Below are 19,716 nucleotides of genomic sequence, written 5' to 3'. Positions count from 1 at the left end.
GGACGATATTTCGATAGATGGAAATCAACCAGGGGTTATGCTCGATTTTTCTCGAAGGTCGGCATGGTTGCGTGGCCGGGGGCGGCAGCACCGCGGCCGGTGGCAGCGAGCACGGCGCAGCGCAGCAGCAGCCGGAGGTCGCGTGACAGTCGCGGCGGCGCCTCGGCATAGCGGGCATCGAGTTCCAGCCGCGCCTCCCACGGGACGGCGTTGCGTCCCGCCGCCTGGGCCAGCCCCGCAAGGCCCGGCAGCACCGAGACCCGCGATGCCTGCCGGGCCGAGAAGCGCGGCAGGTAGTCGAGGGGCAGAGGCCGGGGGCCGACCAGGCTCATCTCCCCGCGCAGGACATTGACGAGCTGCGGCCATTCGTCGATCGCGATCGCCCGGAGTCCGCGGCCCAGCCGCGTCATCCGCGCGGCGTCGTCGCCGGCGCCTTCCCGCATCGTGCGGAACTTCAGCAGGATAAAGGGCGCGCCGTGGCGCCCGGCGCGGACCTGGCGAAACAGCACCGGACGGCCGAGCGCCAGCCGCACCGCCAGCGCGACCGCCGCCATAGCCGGTGCCAGCGCCGCGATCAGCAGCGCCGCGGCGAGGAGGTCAAACCCCCGCTTGCCGAAGCGCCGGTACATGCCGTGGTTCCGCCGTGACGCCCAACCCGAGGGCGAGCCCGAGCGCCAGCCAGGCCATCCGATTGCCGAGATCGGTCGAGACCATCACCGACAGCGCGACCGGTAGGGTCAGTGCGGCGATGCGTGCCGCCCGTTCGGCCTCGACCCGTGCGCCGAGCAGCACCGCCGCCGCGCCGCCGCCCCCGAAGGCCGCGAGCCACAGGACGAAGCCCGGCAGCCCCCCTTCCGCCAGGGCTTCCAGCAGGTGATTGTGCGGATAGAGCGCCCGGCGTTCGCCGTGCCCCGCGGCGATGGTGAAGCCGCCGGTGCCGAGCCCCCAGGGAAGCGCCGCCCCGCCCTGTTCGGTCGCCGCGCGCCACAGTGGCAGCCGGCCAGAGGCTTCGGCGACCTCCCCCTGCGAGAGGCGCTCCAGCGTGCGCAGCCCGGCCGCCAGCGGCGGATCCGACTGCACCACCAGCAGCACGGCGGCGGCTGCGGCCAGTACCAGGCCCGGCCAGAGCAGCGCGACGCCGCGCCGGCCCGCGCGCCACAGCACGATGGCCGGCGCTGCCGCCAACGCCAGGGCGAGTGCCGCGAGCGCCGCCCGTCCCCCAGGCAGCAGCGCCGAGGCCGACAGCAGCCCGGCCAGCGTGAGCCAGCCGATCCGCGCCGCCCAGCGCCGCGCCTCCGCCGCCCGGACCGCCGCGAGGGCGGCGGCCGAGGCAATGGCCAGCCCGGCGATCTGGTACTGGACGCGGAGCAGCTCCGGGCTCGATCCTGGTTGGCCGCCGAGAACGATGCTCTCGGTTGCGAGACCCCATGCGATGGTCGCGGCGACGAAGGTGCCGATCGCCAGCGCCGCGCCGGCACAGCGCGATAGCGCGCGGGGATGCCCCGCCACCGCCATCCCCGCCAGCAGCATGGCAGGTCCCAGCAGCACTGCATCGGGCAGCTTGGCGGCGAGGATGCCGCGCGAGGGGCTCCACGCGCCAGCCAGCACCATCCACAGCCACAGCGCGCCGCAGGCGGCGAGCGGTGGGCCGATCGTTGCATCCAGCCGCCAATGATGCCCGGCGACCAGCAGCGGCAGCGTCGCCAGCAGGCCGAGCGCGGCCATGGCCGTCAGATCGACGGGCATCGCGGCGCCTGGCGGCGTCGACTTCAGCGCCCCCGCGAAGTGCAGCGCGGCGGCGAGGATGCCGGTGAGCCCCGCGAGCCCCCGCATGCCGGTCAGCATTCGCCGATGCCACGCGGCGGGGGGATCGGCGGCGGCGGCCGGTCGGGCAGGCCAGCCGGCATCATCGCCGGCTCCTGCCGCTGGCGTGCGGGCGGGGGTGCCGCCGCAGCAACGACTGCCCGCACCGGGTTGAAGCGCATCAGCAGCAGCGCCGCCGCCGCCAGCAGCACCGCGACCGGCACCGCCACGGCCAGCAGGGCCATCAGCAGGGGCCGGTTGGGCAGGGATGGACGCGCCTCGACCATCGGCGCCGAGACCACCCGCGCCGCGACGGATTCATCGGCGGCCACAACGAGTCCGGCGCGCTGCTGCTGGGCCAGCAGCTCGTACAGGCTGTTGCGCAGGAAGACGTCGTTTTCCCGTGCGATGCGCCGTTCCAGCGCGGCGACGCGGCGGCCGGCCTGTTCCGCCAGATCCGCGCGTACCTTGGCTTCGGCGAAGCCGTGCAGCCGTCGCAGCATGTCGAGCGCGAGCGCCGGATCCTGCTGCGCGATCTCGATCGTCCAGGTCACCGAGGCCAGCGATTGCGTCACGGCAAGGTTGCGCGTCAGCCAGTCCAGCACGTCATCCGCATCGGCCGGGCGATCGGCGCCGAGCAGGGCGCGCAACGCCCCGCCGAGCCCTGCCATCCGCCGCCGCGTCAGCGCCTCGGCAATGCTCGTGTCGCGCGTCAGCATCGTCGCCGCCTCGGGTGAGCGCAGGGCGCCGAGATAGACGGCGAAATTCCCGCTCGGCCGGGTGTCGAGCAGCCCCGCCGGCGCGAAGGGCGAGGGCGACAGCAGGGTCGAGACGGCGAAGGACGTCGTCTCCGCCGGCGCCACCACCGACTGCGCCACATGCGCGCGTGGGGTCAGCAGGATCAGCGTGGCGCCGCCGATCCAGAGCACGGCCATGATGGAGAGCAGCTGCCAGCGCCGGCACCACAGGCCTGACAGGAGCAACGACAGCGGCATCACCAGGCCTCGACCAGCGTCGTCAGAAGCGAGACGGGCGCCGCCGCCGCGAGTTCCAGCACCGGCGCCGGCTCCACCCTGCCATAGGCCGGGCTGTGCCAGCCTTGCGCGAGGCGAAGGCGGTGGGGCGCGTCGGCGGTCAGCCGCAAACGTGCCCGAGGCCCCGCCGCCCCCTCGTCCGTCAGGCGCCATTCGCCCGGCGCCAGCCGCCAGCGCAGCACCAGTGCCGAGAAGGCGCCGGCCGCGCGATCCGCGACAACGACCCGGCCGCCCGACAGATCCACGCAACGGTCATGCCGCCGGCCGGCGGCGTCGCGCAGGGCAGCGCCGCCGGGCACGGCGCGGCAGCGGGGCCAGCGCGCGAACAGGAAGCGGCCGACGCGCGGCATCTGCTCCTCCCCATCGAACTGGATCGTGTTGTGCCCGGCCGTGCCGGCGAGCGCCGCCGTCCACCAGTCGCGGCCCGGCGGCGGGTTATACGCGCCGGTTCCGCCATCGATCAGCAGCGGCGCGCCATCCAGCGCGAGGTCGAGATGCAGCAGGTCGTTCTGCGCCGGGCGGAAGCGAAGCGGTGCGCCGGTGCGGAGGAGGAGGCGGAAGCGGTCGGTCGATGCGCCGTACCAGCCCTCGGTGCGCCAGGTGCGGGCTGGAGGGGGGGCGTCCGGTGGGGGCGAATAGGGGGCGACCGGAGAGGGGCTTTGCCCCTCTCCGGACCTCACCCCACCAAAGGCCGAAGGGCCTTTGGAAACCTCGATATGGTGCCGGGCCCTGTGGTTCGTTCGAGGTGATGGAACCGTCGTCGTGCGCGGGACACGGGCTTGTCTTGCGGCGATGGGCGGGAACGGGATGCTGAGCGCCAGCGGCGATGGGGCCCCGCCTGGTATCGGAGCCGGTTCAACGGCCCCCGGCGTGCCTTGCGTCACCAATCCCGTCAGCCGGACCCGGAGCCAAGACGAGGTTTCCAAAGGCCCTTCGGCCTTTGGTGGGGTGGTCTGGAGGCGCAAAGCCCCTCCAGCAGAGCCGTCCGCCGCAAACAGAGCCACCGCCCGCCCGACGCTGCCGCGCGCATCGGCCGTCCCGTGCAGTGAGAGGTCGGCGAAGACCGAATCATCCACCGCCCCGCAGCGCGGCAGGACCCCGGTCGTCGGCTCCATCACGCGCCGTAGCCACAGCGTCGCTGCCTTCGCACGATCGGCGAACGGCGCCGCGAAGGGGGGTGCGCCGTGGTGAAGGCGGAACCACTCCGCGACGGCGAGCGTATCGAGCAACAGCCGGTGGTAGCCGGGTGAGGGTTGGGCGAAGGCGCCGTCCGGTGCGACCAGCCGCGCCACAGCGCGCGCCAGGCCGCGCGCACCGCACCGCGCGAGCGTCGGGTCACCGAGCACGAGGCCGATGACGAAGAGCCCGGCCGGCTCGCTGACGGCGTGGTTGTTGTCCTGCGCGGCGGCATAGGCGCGGGTCGCGGCGATGCGCCGGGCGTGCGCCGACAGCAGCACGCGCATGGCCGATGAGGGTGTGCGGTCGGCGTCGAGCAGCGCGAGGGCCAGGCATAGATGCATGGCGCGCAGCGCCGCTTCCTGGCCGCAGGCCCAGGCGGGGCCGCGGAACGGAGGGTTCGCTGCGACCCATTCGTGCAGCAGGGTTTCGGCGCGGACGAGATGGCCGTGTGCCGGGGCGATCCGAGCCGCCAGAGCGAGCAGTGGTACCGCAAGCAACCGGTTCGCTTCCCAGACGGGGCGGATGTCGCCGGGGGAGAACAGGTCCATGCCCAGGGACGGGGCATTGGCCGGAAAGGGTCCGTGCCAGTTCGCCGGGATGGCGGCGTGCGCGGCGGCCGCGAGCGCTGCGGCGTCGCCCTCCATCGCTCCGTCGGGCGCTGCCGCAGGCAGCAGCGGTCCGGCGCGCAGCGCTGCATCGCCGAGCCGGAGCGACGCGATCCCGCTGCGCAGCGCCAGCCGGTGCCATGCAAACAGCAGGCAGGCGCGGGGGCCGAGCCGACGGGCGGCATCCGCGCGCAGCAGCAGCGGCCGCCCCGACCCTCGGCGGGGCGCGGTTGATACAGCCTCGTCAGGAATGGCGCTCTTGCTCAGGGCGAGGCTATCCGGTGGTTAACAATCACCAATAAGTTGTATAATAAATTCTCAAATTGTCGCTAGGCGTTCTGATCCCGTGCCACCGCGCCCGATGCCCGGCTTGCGTTCGATACCCGTCAGCCCCTCGACTGGCCGGGTATGGGAGCTTTGGTTTCGTGGAGGGCCGCCCGGCCACCCGGCGCGGCATGACCGCCGCCGATGACCTGGCCATGGGCGAGGCTCCGCGGGCCTAGGCTTGTCCGCCGGTTCCTGCCGGTGGTGGCGGCAGGGCTGGTGGGCCTGTCGGCCGCGGCCTCGGGCCAGACCGGCCCGGCCGGGTCTGCGTTGCTGGCCCCGCCGTCCCTGCCGCCAGTCATGCCGGGCGGGGCGTCGCTGCCCGGGCTGCCCCCGGGCACTCAGCAGGATGTGCTGCAGCGGCTGCTGGATGGCGGAGCGACGCGCGGCCCGCCGTCGGGCCTGCCGCGCGCCGCACCGGTCTTTCCCGCGCCGGGTTATGCCGCGCAGGCGCTGCCGGCGCCGTCCGTGCCCGAGGAGCCGCTTTCCGCAGCCGAAGCCTTCTTCGCTGCGCGGCTCGACGGGGCGCCCCTGCGGCAGTTCGGCTACGAGACCTTCCGGGGTGGCGGCGGTGCGCCCGCGCAGGGCTTCGGCGCCTTGCCGGAGGACTACGTCCTCGGTCCGGATGACGAGCTGATCGTCGCCTTCCGAGGCCGGGCGCGGCAGACGCTCACGCTTCGGGTCGGGCGCGACGGCAACCTGCTGCTGCCCGACCTCGCGCCCATTCCGGCTGCCGGGCGCAGCCTGAAGGATTTGCGGGCGCATCTGGAGGGGCTCGCGACGCGCGACCTTGGCGGGTCGGAGGTGTTCGTCTCGATCGGTCAGGTCCGGCAGATGAGCATCTTCGTCGCGGGAGAGGTGCTGCGGCCGGGCTTCCAGCCGCCCAACGCGCTGTCCACGCTGCTGGATGCGCTGTCGGCTGCGGGCGGGGTGCGCAAGACCGGATCGCTGCGCGCCATCCGCATCGAGGGGCCGCGCGGGCGGCGCGTGGTGGACCTTTACGCCGTCATCGCCGATGCGCCGGGCGAAGCGAATCTTGGGTTGCGTGAAGGCGACCGCATCATCGTTCCGCCCGTCGGCGGCACCGTGGCGGTGGCCGGCGACGTCGCGCGACCGGGCATCTACGAATTGCCGGCGCGGATGGCGGCGGCGCCGCTCGGCGACCTGCTGGCGCTGGCAGGCGGCACGATCCGCCAGGGTGGCAACCGTCTGTTGGTGCAGCAGGGCGACGGCGCCGGCCGGCGCTCCTTCGCCGAACTGGCGCCCACATCCGCAGTCCGCCGCGGCGATGCGGTGCTGGTGCAGCCCGGCGCCGATGTCGTCGCCAATGCGGTGCGCCTGGCGGGCCATGTCGCCATCCCGGTCACGCGCGCGGCGACGGGCGGGCGGCAGAGCCAGACGCTGCGCGGACTGATCTCCGATCGGCGGCTGCTGCGCAACGATCCCTATGTGCGGCTCGGCGTCATCTGGCGGGCGGATGCGCGCACGGGCCAGCGGGGCTTCCTGGCCTTCGACCTCGGCCGCGTGCTGGAAGGCCGCGCCAACATGCCCCTGCGCGAGGGCGACGAGGTGATCGTCTTCGCGCGGTCCGACATCGTTTTTCTGACCTCGCCGGCGGTCCAGCGAGCCTTGCGGGGGGAGGCGCCGGCGGCCGTGCCGAACGCACCGCCGGCCGTGGATTGCCCGGCGCTGACGGCGCTGGCGCTCGCCTCGCGCGCCTCCCCGCAGCGCTACGCCCATGTGAAGGGCGCGGGGTTTCCCGAGATCGGCAACGCGGCCTGTCCGCAGGTCTACCTCGACTACCCCGACCTGCCGGCCTTCCTGCTGGACCAGTCGGTCGTGCTGACCGGGGAAGTGCGCGCGCCGGGCCTGTTTCCCATCACCGACGATACGGGGCTCGACACGGTGATCGCGGCCGCCGCCGGCCTGTCGGACGCTGCCGATCTGCGCGTGGTGGAATTCGCGCGCGAACCGCCCGACACCGGCGGCGCCATCCCGCTGGCGCGCACGCGGCTCGACCTCGGCAGCCGCAATTTCGCGGCGATCCGCCTTTCCCCGCGCGACACCATCCGCATCCCGCGCGGCTTCGGGGATCGTGACACCGGCCCGGTCATCCTGGTCGGTGAGTTCCTGCGCCCCGGCACCTACGACATCCGACGTGGCGAGCGCCTGTCGGAGGTCATCGCCCGGGCCGGCGGGCTGACGCCGCATGCCTATCCGTATGGGGCCGTCTTCACCCGGATCTCGGTGCGTGAGCGTCAGCAGGAAGGCTTCGCCCGCACCGCGCGCGAGCTGGAGACCAGCCTGATCCAGGTCGCCTCCGGCCAGGCCGTCGCGGGCTCGCGCGCCTCCGGCGTCGATCTCGGCGCCGCCATCAGCGCGGGGCGCGAACTGGCCAACTCGCTGCGCGAGGCCCGGGCCGCCGGGCGCATGGTGGTGGAGGCAAATCCCGTCATCCTCGCCGCCCGTCCCGAACTCGACGTGCTGCTGGAACCCGGCGACATCATCGCCGTGCCGAAGCGGCCGAACGAGGTCACGGTCGTGGGTTCCGTGCTCAATGCCGGGTCGCTGCAGTTCCGCTCCGGTTGGCGCGCCGCCGACTACGTCCGCGCTTCCGGCGGCACGCAGCGCTTCGCCGATCCGTCCCGCGCCTTCATCGTGCTGCCCAACGGGCAGTCGACCAGCGCGGGCCTCGGCGCCTGGCAGCAGGGCGGGCCGCCGGTGCCGCCCGGCAGCCTGGTGGTCGTGCCGCAGGACCCCAGCCCGTATGAGACCTGGGGCTTCGTGCGGGACCTGACGCAGGTGCTGGGGCAGGTGTCCGTGTCCGCGGCCGCGCTGGCCGTGATTGCGCGCGAGGCCGGGCAATAGGTGGTGTTGCGGCGCTGTTGGCGGTGGAGACGGGCGCCGCCCCTCTCCAAACCTCACCCCGCCAAAGGCCGAAAGGCCTTTGGAAACCTTGGATTGGTGCCACGCGCGGCAGTTGGACCAAGGGAGAGCGTGCGTTGGGCCCGACGCCCGGTGTCGGTCCAGGGCGCCGGGCCCGACACGATACCTGAACACTCGGAGCACGGCGCGGCGCGCGGCCGGATAGACGACGGTCGCTGCGCCCGAGGCCCCGAATCGATTCAGGATACCGGGCGCAACGCGACCTCCGCCATGAAGCACCGCAAGCCGTGCCCGGCATCAGACGGAGGTTTCCAAAGGCCTTTCGGCCTTTGGTGGGGTGGGGTCCGGGGAGGGGCAAAGCCCCTCTCCGTCTTCATCATCGCCGTCCTCCTCGCCTTTCCCGCAGGGGCGCAGGTCCCGGGAATGCCGGTGGAGAGAACCGGCTCCGACTGGGGCGGTGTCGGCCTCATCGAGATGCGCAATGCGCGCTTCCGTCCCGATGGCACGCTGGAGGCCGGCTTCGCGCTGCGGCACCAGCGCAATTTCTGGTTCCTGAACTTCCAGGCCCTGCCCTGGCTGGAGACGACCTTCCGGCTCAGTGAACGACTGAACGGCACGACGGGGGAAGGGATGGTCTCGGACCGGTCCTTCGACATCAAGATCCGGCTGTGGGAGGAAAATGACTGGCGGCCGGCACTGGCCCTTGGCATCCAGGACATCGCCGGCACGGGGATCTATGGCGGGGAATACCTCGTCGCGTCCAAGCGGTTCTGGGATTTCGACTTCAGCGCCGGCATCGGCTGGGGGCGGCTCGGGACGTATGCCGATACCGGCAATCCGTTGACCGATCTGTGGGGCGGCTTCGCCGAGCGGCAGCGCAATGTGGGCCAGGGTGGCACGCCGCGCTGGGGGACGTATTTCCACGGGCAGGACATCGCCTTCTTTGGCGGGATCGAATGGTCGGTGCCGCCGATCGACACACCCTGGGGCGTGCTGGACGGGCTGCGGGCCAAGATCGAGTTCAGCGGCGACCGGCTGCGCGACGAGCGCGGCGGCTATCCGGGCAACGCCACAGGGCTGCGCGGCCTGTCGGCATCGCGCGTGAATGCCGGCGTGCAATGGACGAATGAGTGGCTGGATGTCGGCGTGCAATACGTGAACGGCACGGACATCCTGCTGCGCGCGTCGGTGCGGATGAATCCGGACGATCCGCCGCGCATCCCCTTGCCGGGCCCGCCGCCGATGACTGCGCGGCCCGAGGATGCCTCGCCCGAGGCGCGGCTCATTGCCCCCCGGTTGTTCGAGGCGCTGCGCGCGACGGGGCTCAGCCCCCGCGCCGTCGCGATCGAGGGGGAGGAGGCGCGCATCGCCGTCGGCGACGGCCCGTACCGCACGCTGGCGCAGGTGGCGGGGCGCGTGATGCGGGCGGCGCAGCCGCTGCTGCCGCGGCAGGTGGAGCGCGTGGTCGTCGCCTGGTCGCTGGCGGGCGTGGAGATCGCGCGCATCATGGTGCTCCGCTCGGCGATGGAGGCGGCGGCGCGCGGCCAGGGCAGCGCCGAGGAAATCTTCGCGACCGCGACGCTGATGGCCCCCGGCGACGGCTTCGAGGACGCGGTGCGCGCACCGGGCCCGTTCTTCGATTGGCGGGTCGATCCGGGCCTGCGGCTGCTCCTCGGTGATCCGTCCCGCGCCGTGCTGTGGCAGGCGGCAGTGTCGGCGGGGGCGCGGATGGAACTCGGCGCCGGCTTCTCGATCGGCGGGGGCGTGGCGCAGGTGGTGGCGCAGAACCTGTCCAACGCCGCGCCATCGGATTCGCTGCTGCCGCATGTACGTTCGGACTACGCGCTCTATGCGGAGGAGGGGCGGGACCTCGCAGTCACCTCGCTCTATGCAGAGCGCATCTGGTCGCTGGCGCCGGACGTCTTCGCCCGCGCGACGGCGGGGTATCTGGAGCCGATGTTCGCCGGCGTCTCGGGCGAGATCCTGTGGCGGCCGCACGACCAGCCCTATGCCGTCGGCCTCGACGTCAATTACGTGGCGCAGCGGGACTACGACCAGCGCTTCGGGGTGCAGGACTATCGGGTGACGACCGGGCAGGTGTCGCTCTACCTCGACCTGCCATGGTGGAACCTGACGACGACACTGCGCGGCGGGCGGTACCTGGCGGGCGACTGGGGCGGCACCGTCGAGATCGCGCGGCGCTTCGATTCCGGCATCGAGGTCGGCGCCTTCGCGACGCTGACCGATGTGTCGTATGCGCAGTTCGGCGAGGGCTCCTTCGACAAGGGCATCTTCATCCGTGTGCCGCTGGACCTGTTCGGGCTGCGGACGCGGTCGTCGATGGGGGCGGTGATCCGCCCGGTGCAGCGCGACGGCGGGCAGCGGCTCGCGGTGGAGAACCCGCTATGGGAGGTGACGCGGCAAGGCCGCGAGGAGGCGCTGCAACGGGGGGTGGCGTGGTTCACGCGGTGAGGCGGCATTGGACCGACACCGCCTTCGCCATGACCTTCACGCTTCCAGAAGGGCACAGCCCCCCGCTGCCGCTGGACGCCCCGCCGCGACCGGGGCATAGCCCCTGCCACCCATGCTGATCGACGCCATCCTCCAGCATCTTGCTTTCGCGCTGTGTCTGGCCCTGCTTTCAGCAGGGACGGTGCGGCTCATGATTGCCTATCCGATCCTCGACCATCCGAATGCGCGGTCCTCCCATACGCGGCCGACGCCGCGCGGCGGTGGGGTGGGCGTGGTGCTGGCCTTCGTCGTCGGGATGGCGGCCCTGTACTTCGGGGCTGCCTATGCCCGGCTGCCGCCGCCGCAATTCCTGGGCGTCATCGGGGCCGCGGTGGCGATCGCGGCGGTGTCGCTGTGGGATGATGCCGCGGATCTACGCTTTTCCCTGAAGCTCGCGGCGCAGGCGGTGGCGGCGATGGTCGCGGTGGCGTCCGGGCTGGTGATCGATCGCCTCGCGCTGCCCTGGGTCGGGCAGGTGTCGATCGGCTGGGTGGGCCTGCCGCTGACGCTGTTCTGGATCGTCGGCTGCACCAATGCGCTGAACTTCATGGACGGGCTGGACGGGCTGGTCGGCGGGTCGGTGTTCCTCGCCGCGGTCATCCTGTGCGTCGTGGCGGGGGAGGAGGGGGGCTGGTTCGTCTACGCCGCATCCCTACTGCTGGCGGCGGGGCTCGCGGGCTTCCTGCCGTTCAACCTACATCCCGCGCGCATCTTCATGGGCGATGTCGGCAGCCAGTTCCTCGGCTTCATGATGGCGGTGCTCGCGGTGGCGGCGGCGCGCTTCGATGCGGCCGCCGTGTCCTTCCTGATCGTGCCGCTGCTGCTGTTCGGGCTGCTGTTCGATGCCGCCTTCACCCTCGTGCGTCGTGCCCTGATGGGGGAACGCCTGGCCGCGGGCCACCGGACACATCTGTACCAGATGGCGCAGCGGTCGGGCCTCGGCGTGCGGACGGTCGCCGGCGTGCATTGGGGCTTCGTGCTGTTCCATGGCGTGCTGGTCACGCTGTTCCTGCAGATGACGCCGTCCTCGAAGCCCCTGATCGTGCTGCCGGCACTGGCCGCCCAGATCGTCTGGGCGGTGTACGTCGCGCGGCGCGTGCGCCGCGCTGGGCTCACCTGGGCAGCGGGATGATCTCGGTGGGGGTGGCGGGGGCGGTCACGACCTCGACCACCAGGGGCGGCAGGTCGTCCCCCACCCATTGTTCCGAGCGGAACACGGCGTAGCTGCGGGCATCGACCCAGAAGCGGCTGGTGAAGCTGGCGCCGCCACGGCAGGTCTCCGTCACCAGCAGCGTCTCCTCGGCCGGGGCCGGCCCGACGGTCATGCGGCAATCGAGCCGGACACCGAAGCGCATGCGCGTGGGGTCGGTGGCGGAGCGCATCAGATCCACCACCCGCGTGGCGCGCCACTGCCCTTCGCCGAGCTCCGGCAAGCGGGCGAGCAGGTCCGTCCCGTCGAAGCGCGTCGCGGCGAGCGTCTGCCGCAGGCCGGCGGTGGCCACGACACGCGCGCCGTCGGTCGCGACGGCGACGCCGCCCGGGGTGCGCCATAGGCGGCGGTCGCCTTCCTCCTGCAGCAGCGTCGCGATGCCGCGGCGGGAGCCCAGATGCAGCCGCAGGGCCGGTTCGCCATCGGCAGGCTCGGACGGCGTATTCTCCCATTCGCCCACAGGCTCGCCGGTGCCGAACAGGGCCTCCGTGACGGCGGTCGGCACCAATGCGGACGGCACGATGCCGTCATCCGGGGACGACCCGCAGGCGCCGGTCAGCAGCAGGGCCAGCACGGCGAAGCGTCGCATGATGGAAGAATATCATGCGGCACAAATTAACCTATGGGCGAAATTGGGCCGGCCTGGGCCGTTGCAACGCCACCAGCCCTATGGCCAGCCCTAGCCCGATCCAATGCGGATAGGGCAGCAGGTCGGCGGCGAAGTGCTCGATCAGCGCGGGGAAGATCATCAGCAGGCCCGCCACCGTAAGGCCTGCGCGTTCCCACCCCGCCAGCACGCGGCGGCCGTAGCCCTGCGCCGCCGCTGCCAATGCCGCGAGGCCGGCAGCCGCCAGCACGAACTGCCAGACGACGTCGATCCAAGTCATCGTGGGCGTGAAGTTGAGCAGCAGCCCGACGCCCGCAGGGTCGGTGACGAAGACGAAGGGCAGCAGGAAGGCCGGCAGCGTGTACTTCCACGCCTGCAGCGTGGTGCGGTAAGGCCCGGCCCCCGTGATGGCGGCGGCCGCGAAGGGGGACAGCGCCGTGGGCGGAGATACCTCGGACAACACGGCGTAGTAGAAGACGAACATATGCGCGGCGTAATCCGGCACGCCGAGCTTCATGAGCGCCGGCGCCGCGACCACCGCGCAGATGATGTAGGAGGCGGTGACTGGCACGGCGAGCCCAACCACCCAGACGATCAGCGCCGTGTAGAGCGCCGTGACGACGATCGACCCGCCTGCCGCCTGGATGGCGATGTCGCTGAACTTCAGCCCGAGCCCCGTCAGCGTGATGATGCCGACGATGATGCCCGCACTGGCGCAGACGGCGGCGATGCCGACCGCTTGGATGGCGCCCGCGGCCAGGGTCTCGACCAGCCGCCGGGGCCACAGCGCCTGCTCGGGGCGGATGAACGACAGCGCGACCGCGACCATCATCGCGTAGAGCACCGACATGGTGGCCGAGTAGCCCCACACCATGAAGATGACGATCGCGATCAACGAGGAGAAGTGGAAGCCGTGGCGCCGCAGCAGGACGCGAATGGGCTCCACCGTCATGCCGTCCACGGTGTCGATGCCCCCGCGCTCGGCGGCGATGCGCCGCTGGTCGAGTTCCACCATGAACAGCAGCGAGGCGTAGTACAGAATGGTCGGGATCACCGCCATCTTCAGCACGTCGAGATAGCCGATCTTCAGGTATTCGGCGATCAGGAAGGCCGCGGCGCCGAGAACGGGCGGGGAGATGATCGCCCCCAGGCCGCCGGCCGCCAGCAGCCCGCCGGCATCGTCGCCGCGATAGCCGACCCGCTTCATCATCGGCCAGGCGACGGTGCCGAGCGTGACCGTCGTCGCCACGCCCGAGCCCGACGGCCCGCCGAGCAGGAAGGACGACAGCACGACGGTGCGCCCGGCGCTTGCCGCCTTGCCGCCCGTGGCCGCGAAGGAGAAGTCGACGAAGAACTTGCCCGCCCCGGTTGCCTGCAGGATGGCGCCGTAGATGGTGAACAGGATGATCAGCGTCGCCGAGACATCGACCGCCGTGCCGAATATGCCTTCGAGCGTGATGGTCAAATGCGGGATCAGCCGTTCGGAATCATAGCCCTGGTGCTGCCAGGGCGGCGGCAGGAGGTGGCCGTAGAAGCCGTAGAGCAGGAAGCAGATCGCGACGACCGGCATCACCGGCCCCGTCGTGCGGCGCGCCGCTTCCAGCACCAGCGCGATCAGCATCCAGCCGACGACGATGTCCATCGGCTCGGGGAAGATGTAGCGGTCCTGGAGGTCGTCGCCGCCGGTGATGAGATACCAGATGCAATAGACGGCCGCGGCGGCGAGCGCGATGTCCCACGGCATCAGCCGGTTGCGGAAACGCCGCAGCACCGGGAACAGCACGAAGCCCAGAACCAGCGCGAAGCCGACATGGACGAAGCGCAGCGTCGTCGTCGGCACGATGTCCCACGCCGCCCAGAGGTGGAACAGCGACATCGCCAGCGCGATCGACGTCGCGCCATAGCCGAGCCAGCCGGAGAAACGGTTCTGCGCACCTTCCTCCTCCTCGATCAGCGCCTCGACCCGCGCGGCGGTGGCGTCGTCGAGCGCGTCTGTCGCGGCCTCGGGCGGGAGGTTGTGCGTGGTGGTCACGGGCTGTTCTTTCCGATTACCTGGAGAGGGGCGTTGGCGTTGCCCCTCTCCAAACCTCACCCCTCCAAAGGCCGAAGGGCCTTTGGAAACCAATGTCTGGCGCCGGGCGCAAAGGCCGAACCAACGACGAAACCCGCCCTTGTGCACCGAGGCCGCTGACGGGGTTCCGGGTTCCCGTCATGCCCGGCGCCAAGTGACGGCTTCCAAAGGCCCTTCGGCCTTTGGCGGGGTGGCCTCGAGGGCCAGGGCCCCTCCAATCGCGCTAACCGAGCGTCGCGCCCTTCGCCTTCCAGAACGCTTCCGCCGCCGGGTGCCACGGCACGCCCGCCGCCGCCGACTTCTGCCCTTCCAGCGTGAAGTCGCGCGCCGCCGAATGCACCCGCGCCCAATCCTCGCGGTTGTTCCAGGTGATATCGAGGATCTTTGTCACGAGATCCGCCGGCATGTCTTCCCGCACCGCCATGATGTTGCCGACCGACATCTGCCGGTTCGGCGTGGTCTGGCCGGGGTAGGTGCCGGCAGGAATGGTCTCGGCGAAGTAGACAGGGCCGTACTTCTCGACGATGCGTGGGATGTACTCGTCATGGTCGATCATCACGAGCTGCACGCCGGGCGTCGCGCCAAGGTCGGTGATCGCGCTGGTCGGCACGCCGGAGACGAAGAAATAGGCGTCAAGCTTCCCGTCCTTGATCGCGTTGGTGCTCTCGGCCGGGGAAAGCCGCTCGCGCGCGCGGAAATCCTTGTCGCGGTCGAGGCCCGCGCCCTCGATCAGGCGGAACGCCATGACCTCGGTCGCCGAGCCCGGCGCGCCGGTGGACACGCGCTTGCCCTTGAGGTCCTGCATGCTGCGTATGCCGGTGGAGGCGACCGTCACGACCTGCATGCGGTTGGTGTAGAGCACGGCCATGGTGCGCGCCGGCACCGGGCGGCCGCGGAAGCGGTCATTGCCGCGCAGCGCATCCACCGCCGCGTCCACCTGGGTGATGGCGATGCCGACGCGGTTGGCGCCGAGCAACTGCATGTTGGCGACCGACCCGCCGGTGACCTCGACCGTGGCGCTCATGCCCGGGATGCCGCGGGACAGGTAGTTCGCCAGTGCACCGCCGAGAGGGTAGTAGACGCCGCCCGTGGTGCCCGTGGCGATGGCAAGCTGCTGCTGTGCCTGCGCCCGCGCCAAGCCCGGCAGTGCCAGCGCGCCGGCGGCGCCTGCAATGATGTGACGGCGGGATATCCCGGACATGTTCACTCCTCCACTTTCTTGGACCGATCGGACCTGATAGTCGCAATCGGCAACTCCTTTAAGCCCCGGCCGTTGACTTGGCGCAAGGTGGCGCCGGCTTTGGCGTAGTATACTGCTGACATTGCCTTCCCGAGGAGCACGCCATGTCTGGCCTGACCGCCCGCGATCTGATGACCCCTGACGTCGTGACCGTGCCGCCGGACACGCCCGTGATGGCCATGGCGCGCCTGCTGGCCGATCGCGGCATCTCGGCGGTGCCGGTGGTCGATGCGGCAGGTGCGGTGCTCGGCATCGTCACCGAAGCCGACCTGATCAGCCGCCTGGCGGGTGAGGAGGACAAGCCGGCCTCGTGGTTCGCCTCCCTGTTCGCCGATCCGGCGCGGCAGGCCGAACGCTTCGCCCGCACCCACGGCGTGACGGCAGCGGACCTGATGACAGAGAAGGTCGTGTCCGTGACGCCGGATGCCACCGCAGCGCACGTCGCGCATTTGATGGAGGAGCAGAAGGTCCGCCGCGTCGTGGTGGTGGACGGCGGCAAGCTGACGGGCATCGTCAGCCGCGCCGACCTCCTGCGCGCATTGGTGGCACCGGTGCATGTCGATGCGGAACTGTCCGACGAGCGCATCCGACGCGCTCTGCTGGCGGCGATGAAGAGCCAGCCCTGGACCGACACCTTCTACACGATGGTCGAGGTGCATGACGGCGTGGCGACGTTCCACGGCTTCCGACGGTCCGATTCGGTGCAGAAGGCCCTGCGCGTGCTGGCGGAGAACACGCCCGGCGTGAAGGGCGTGAAGGACGAGACGCAGCCCATGCCGGTGTACATCTACGGGGGCGTGTGAGGACACGAGGGCCGGCCCTTTCCCGGTCGCGCATGAACGCTGCGGCCAACTATGGTCCGGCCCGACACGGCCGCAGCGCAGAGGGCGCGGTGGACGCTGCAACTCCAGGAAAGCCCGCCGCATGGCCCGCCTGCGCATCCGCCACATCACGCGCTACGACTACCGCAACCCGGTCGGGCTGACGCCGCACCGGCTCATGATCCGGCCGCGCGACAGCCACGACCTGCGGCTGCATGAAGCGACGCTCAGCGTTTCCCCCACGCCGCGCGTCACCCGCTGGGCGCACGACGTCTTCGGCAACTCCGTCTGCCTGATCGACTGGGAGCCGGAGGCGCGGACCGACCATCTCGAGATCATCTCCGAACTCGACCTGACGCATTATCCCGCGGGGCCGGAACAGCCGCGCGCGACCGTCGACCCGACCGTCGAGACCTTCCCCTTCTCCTACGCTGCCGATGAGGCGCCGGACCTCGCCCGGCTGCGTGAACGCCACCTGCCCGACCCGCAGCGGCGGATCGACGCCTGGGCCCGGCGCTTCCTGGCGCAGGGCGGGGCGACGCGGACGCTGCCGATGCTCGAGGCGATGACGCGGGCGATCCGGGACGAGTTCATCTATGAGGCGCGCGATGCCGAGGGCACCAACAGCCCGGTCGAGACGCTGGAATCCGGCAAGGGCGCGTGCCGCGACTTCACGCTGCTGATGATGGAGGCGGCCCGCAGCCTTGGTCTCGCGGCGCGTTTCGTCAGCGGCTACCTATATGACGCGGCGGGTTCCGGCGTGGTGGGCGGCGGGGCCACGCATGCGTGGTGCGCGATCTACGTCCCTGGCGCAGGCTGGGTGGAATACGATCCGACCAACGGGCTGGTGGCCGGCGAGAACCTGATCCGCGTCGGCGCCACGCGCACGCCGGAACAGGCGGTGCCGGTCGGTGGCGGGTATTTCGGCAAGCCCGAGGACTTCGCCCGGCTGCACGTGGATGTCGCCGTGATGGTGGGCACCACGGACGATGCCCTGCCGCCCTTCGAGCCACCCGAGGCACCGCCGGCCGTCGAGCCGTCGCCCGCCCCACCGCCGCCCGACACCGCCGGCCCTGCTGATTGACCGTTGGATCGACGTTCGCTTGCCCTATTGGCGCGGCGATAAGTCTCGTGAGTAGCGATCGGGGAGGGGCGTCGCCCCTCCCCGAACCCCGCCCCGGCAAAGGCCGAAGGGCCTTTGCGAACCTCGACTTGGTATCGGGCGGCGCGGCCAGCACGAATCTGCCCCTGTGCCCGAATATGCGCGGGGGTGTGGCCTTCCTGTTGCTTCCCCGGCCAACAGACTGCGGTCCAGGATGACCCGCTTCCTGGGGGATGGTTCGGAGGAGCAGGGGCCCATTTGCGCGAAGGTCAGATCGGAGAGGGGCTCTGCCCCTCTCCGAGCCTCACCCCGCCAGGCCATGGATGGCCTGGACCGCCATCATTTGGCGCCGGGCGCGAAGGCCATTCCCCTGCCGTCAAATCGCTTCAGTGCGCAGAGCCATATGACGATCATCGTCCGGCCCTATGCGCGCAGCGCCAGGTCGAGGTTTGCAAAGGTCCTTCGGCCTTTGCCGGGGTAGGGTTCGGGAAGTGGCAGAGCCCCTTCCTGATCCGACCGCTCCCGCCAGTCTTCGCGCATATGGGGCAGCGCCGCTCCGATCTCCGGCGGCGGAAGAACCTGGGTCCTGGTGTCACGCAGGTCAGGTGGCCTGCGGCACCGCCACACCGACCAGTGAATCCCGCGTGACCAGCGCGGCGAGCCGCGCCTCGTCCCAGCCTTCCGTACCCGCCGGGCGCATCGGCAGCACCATCCAGCGATAATCGGCGGTGCTGTCGACGACGCGGACTTCGACGCTGTCGGGCAGGTTCAGGCCCCATTCGGCCAGCACCTGCCGCGGTTCCCGCACGGCGCGGGACCGATAGGCGAAGGATTTGTACCAGTTGGGCGGATAGCCCAGCACCGCGCGTGGGTAGCAGGAGCACAGGGTGCAGACGACGAGGTGATGCCGGCCCGGCGTGTTCTCCAACACGCCCAGCGGTGGGGCGCCCGCCATCGACGCGCCCATCTGCTCGGCCGCGGCCTTGCCATCGGACAGCAGCAGGGCGCGATAGGCCGGATCGGTCCAGGCCCTGGCGACCATGCGCGCGCCAGTCTCGGGGCTCGCCTTGTCGGTGATCGCCTGGCGCGCGGCGATCTCGGCTTCGGTGACGATGCCCTTCGCCTCCAGCGCCGCGATCAGGCGGTCGAGGAGGGCGATGCTGTCGGGGCGCGGGGGGGCTGCCATGGTCAGGCTTCCTCCAGCCAGTGTTCGAAGACTTCCACCATCAGGGTGTCGGCCGGCTTGCCTTCCTGCCAGATCGGTTCCTGCGCGAAGAGCACGTGGTAGAGCGTGCGCTTCGGTGCGGGCCGGGCAAAGGCCAGGTCCTCGGGGTTCGCGAAGGCGCCGAGCGGGCGTACGACGGTGCCGGTGCGGCCGCGAATATAGTGCGGGGTCCGGATGTGGCAGGGGCCGCGCCGTTCGGGCCAGTCATCCTTGACGCGCACCGTGGCGCCCGGCGCGAAGCGCGGCGTCATTCCACCGCGTCCTTCTCGACCACGCCCTTCTCGACCATCAGCGCGGCGACCGAGCGCAGCCAGCGCTCATAGTAGCCGAGGGCGAAATACTCGCTCTCCGGAATGCTTTCGATGCCACGGCGGAGTTCATCCACCGTCATCAGGCCCTTCTGCGCCAGGATCTGACGCAGCGCGTCGACCTTCTTGCCGAAGGCGTCGGGCGGAACCTCATCGTGCTCGACCGGCGTGCAGTGGAAGCGCGCCGCGCCGCCGAGGTCGTGGATCGCAGGGATGGGCGTGTCGTCGGGCATGACAGGAGGCTAGGCCCGGCGGCACCGGGTCGTCTACTTCACTTCCTCATCCGGCATGACGCCCCAGACATCCGCGCGGCGGATGTAGCCGCGGTGGTCGCCGGTCTGTGCCTCGCACCAGACGCTGCGCGCCTCGCATTGGCGCAGGCGGACGACGACGCCGGGCCGCAGGCGGGCGACGAGCGGGGCGGTGTCCTCCGGCTGGCGGCGCAGGGCGGCCTCGGTGCCCGGCGCAGCGCGCACGATGGCGCTGCGCCGGCCCATCAGGGTGGACTGGTGGACCCATCCTTCCGTTCCTTCCGGGTCGCGGATGCGGCGCCACAGCTCGAACTCGCGGGTGATCTCGACGGGCAGCTCGCGCCGCTGATAGGTCCATTCGATGGGGAAGCGCGTGCCGGGGCCGGCGCGCAGGTTCACTTCATCCGACCGCAGCGCAGCGAAACGGGGCAGCGGCAGGTTGGTGACCCCGCCGACTGAGGCCTGTGGTTCCGGCGCCACCGGCGCGGGTGCCGGTTCCGCCGGGCGGGGGACCGCGGCGGCGCCAGCGGCGGCCCCCG

At 71.3% G+C, this 19,716-nt stretch carries 16 protein-coding genes; 5 read left to right on the top strand and 11 right to left on the bottom strand.

Annotated features, from left to right (window positions below):
• Nucleotides 1-35: 35 nt before the first annotated feature.
• The 4 genes from GXW78_RS23035 to GXW78_RS23020 are packed head-to-tail and all read right to left on the bottom strand — an operon-like array spanning nucleotide 36 to nucleotide 4,660.
• Nucleotides 36-629 carry a sugar transferase gene (locus tag GXW78_RS23035; RefSeq protein WP_211871253.1) on the bottom strand — a complete coding sequence of 198 codons (594 nt, stop codon included), beginning with the start codon at nucleotides 627-629 and terminating at the stop codon, nucleotides 36-38.
• On the bottom strand, nucleotides 598-1,845 hold the full coding sequence (locus tag GXW78_RS23030) for an O-antigen ligase family protein (protein WP_211871252.1): 1,248 nt from the start codon (nucleotides 1,843-1,845) through the stop codon (nucleotides 598-600). The genes GXW78_RS23035 and GXW78_RS23030 overlap by 32 nt, the downstream gene beginning before the upstream one ends.
• The gene (locus tag GXW78_RS23025; protein ID WP_211871251.1) at nucleotides 1,839-2,798 is read right to left on the bottom strand and encodes a hypothetical protein; all 960 of its coding nucleotides are present in this window, start codon (nucleotides 2,796-2,798) and stop codon (nucleotides 1,839-1,841) included. The genes GXW78_RS23030 and GXW78_RS23025 overlap by 7 nt, the downstream gene beginning before the upstream one ends.
• Nucleotides 2,798-4,660, bottom strand: coding sequence for a heparinase II/III domain-containing protein (locus GXW78_RS23020; RefSeq protein ID WP_211871250.1), 1,863 nt, complete (start codon nucleotides 4,658-4,660; stop codon nucleotides 2,798-2,800). The genes GXW78_RS23025 and GXW78_RS23020 overlap by 1 nt, the downstream gene beginning before the upstream one ends.
• Nucleotides 4,661-5,089: 429 nt before the next feature.
• On the opposite strand from GXW78_RS23020, the gene GXW78_RS23015 reads away from it, so the two are divergent.
• The 3 genes from GXW78_RS23015 to GXW78_RS23005 all read left to right on the top strand — a co-directional run bounded on the left by GXW78_RS23015 (nucleotide 5,090) and on the right by GXW78_RS23005 (nucleotide 11,474).
• Nucleotides 5,090-7,813, top strand: coding sequence for an SLBB domain-containing protein (locus tag GXW78_RS23015; protein WP_211871249.1), 2,724 nt, complete (start codon nucleotides 5,090-5,092; stop codon nucleotides 7,811-7,813).
• A 441-nt stretch (nucleotides 7,814-8,254) separates the two neighbouring features.
• Nucleotides 8,255-10,303 carry a YjbH domain-containing protein gene (locus GXW78_RS23010; protein ID WP_246522561.1) on the top strand — a complete coding sequence of 683 codons (2,049 nt, stop codon included), beginning with the start codon at nucleotides 8,255-8,257 and terminating at the stop codon, nucleotides 10,301-10,303.
• 112 nt (nucleotides 10,304-10,415) lie between these two features.
• On the top strand, nucleotides 10,416-11,474 hold the full coding sequence (locus tag GXW78_RS23005; protein WP_211871247.1) for a glycosyltransferase family 4 protein: 1,059 nt from the start codon (nucleotides 10,416-10,418) through the stop codon (nucleotides 11,472-11,474).
• Here GXW78_RS23005 and GXW78_RS23000 read toward each other — a convergent pair.
• The 3 genes from GXW78_RS23000 to GXW78_RS22990 form a co-directional block, all read right to left on the bottom strand.
• Nucleotides 11,455-12,141 (bottom strand): YjbF family lipoprotein, encoded by a 687-nt coding sequence (locus GXW78_RS23000; protein ID WP_211871246.1) that lies wholly within the window; start codon nucleotides 12,139-12,141, stop codon nucleotides 11,455-11,457. The genes GXW78_RS23005 and GXW78_RS23000 overlap by 20 nt on opposite strands.
• A gap of 31 nt (nucleotides 12,142-12,172) precedes the next feature.
• On the bottom strand, nucleotides 12,173-14,191 hold the full coding sequence (locus GXW78_RS22995; RefSeq protein ID WP_211871245.1) for a TRAP transporter permease: 2,019 nt from the start codon (nucleotides 14,189-14,191) through the stop codon (nucleotides 12,173-12,175).
• A 262-nt stretch (nucleotides 14,192-14,453) separates the two neighbouring features.
• A complete protein-coding gene (locus GXW78_RS22990) occupies nucleotides 14,454-15,431 on the bottom strand; it encodes a TAXI family TRAP transporter solute-binding subunit (protein WP_211871244.1) in 978 nt (325 codons plus the stop codon).
• A 143-nt stretch (nucleotides 15,432-15,574) separates the two neighbouring features.
• Here GXW78_RS22990 and GXW78_RS22985 point away from each other — a divergent pair, with 143 nt between their 5' ends.
• The gene (locus GXW78_RS22985; protein WP_246522560.1) at nucleotides 15,575-16,273 is read left to right on the top strand and encodes a CBS domain-containing protein; all 699 of its coding nucleotides are present in this window, start codon (nucleotides 15,575-15,577) and stop codon (nucleotides 16,271-16,273) included.
• Between the two features lie 121 nt (nucleotides 16,274-16,394).
• Complete coding sequence (locus GXW78_RS22980; protein ID WP_211871243.1) at nucleotides 16,395-17,375, top strand: transglutaminase family protein; 981 nt, start codon at nucleotides 16,395-16,397, stop codon at nucleotides 17,373-17,375.
• A gap of 619 nt (nucleotides 17,376-17,994) precedes the next feature.
• On the opposite strand, the gene GXW78_RS22975 is transcribed toward GXW78_RS22980, so the two are convergent.
• The 4 genes from GXW78_RS22975 to GXW78_RS22960 form a co-directional block, all read right to left on the bottom strand.
• Nucleotides 17,995-18,579, bottom strand: coding sequence for a nitrile hydratase subunit alpha (locus tag GXW78_RS22975; RefSeq protein WP_211871242.1), 585 nt, complete (start codon nucleotides 18,577-18,579; stop codon nucleotides 17,995-17,997).
• Nucleotides 18,580-18,581: 2 nt separating this feature from the next.
• Nucleotides 18,582-18,869, bottom strand: a complete 288-nt coding sequence (locus GXW78_RS28530) for an SH3-like domain-containing protein (RefSeq protein ID WP_211871241.1) — start codon at nucleotides 18,867-18,869, stop codon at nucleotides 18,582-18,584.
• Entirely contained in the window at nucleotides 18,866-19,159 is a 294-nt protein-coding gene (locus GXW78_RS28525) for an SH3-like domain-containing protein (protein WP_211871240.1), read from the bottom strand. The genes GXW78_RS28530 and GXW78_RS28525 overlap by 4 nt, the downstream gene beginning before the upstream one ends.
• 33 nt (nucleotides 19,160-19,192) lie before the next feature.
• A partial coding sequence (locus tag GXW78_RS22960) for an SH3 domain-containing protein (protein ID WP_338147824.1) occupies nucleotides 19,193-19,716 on the bottom strand: 524 nt, incomplete at its 5' end.

This window comes from Neoroseomonas terrae, assembly GCF_018129025.1.
In the GTDB taxonomy this organism is placed as follows: domain Bacteria; phylum Pseudomonadota; class Alphaproteobacteria; order Acetobacterales; family Acetobacteraceae; genus Neoroseomonas; species Neoroseomonas terrae.
This window is presented reverse-complemented; position numbering and strand designations above follow the sequence as displayed.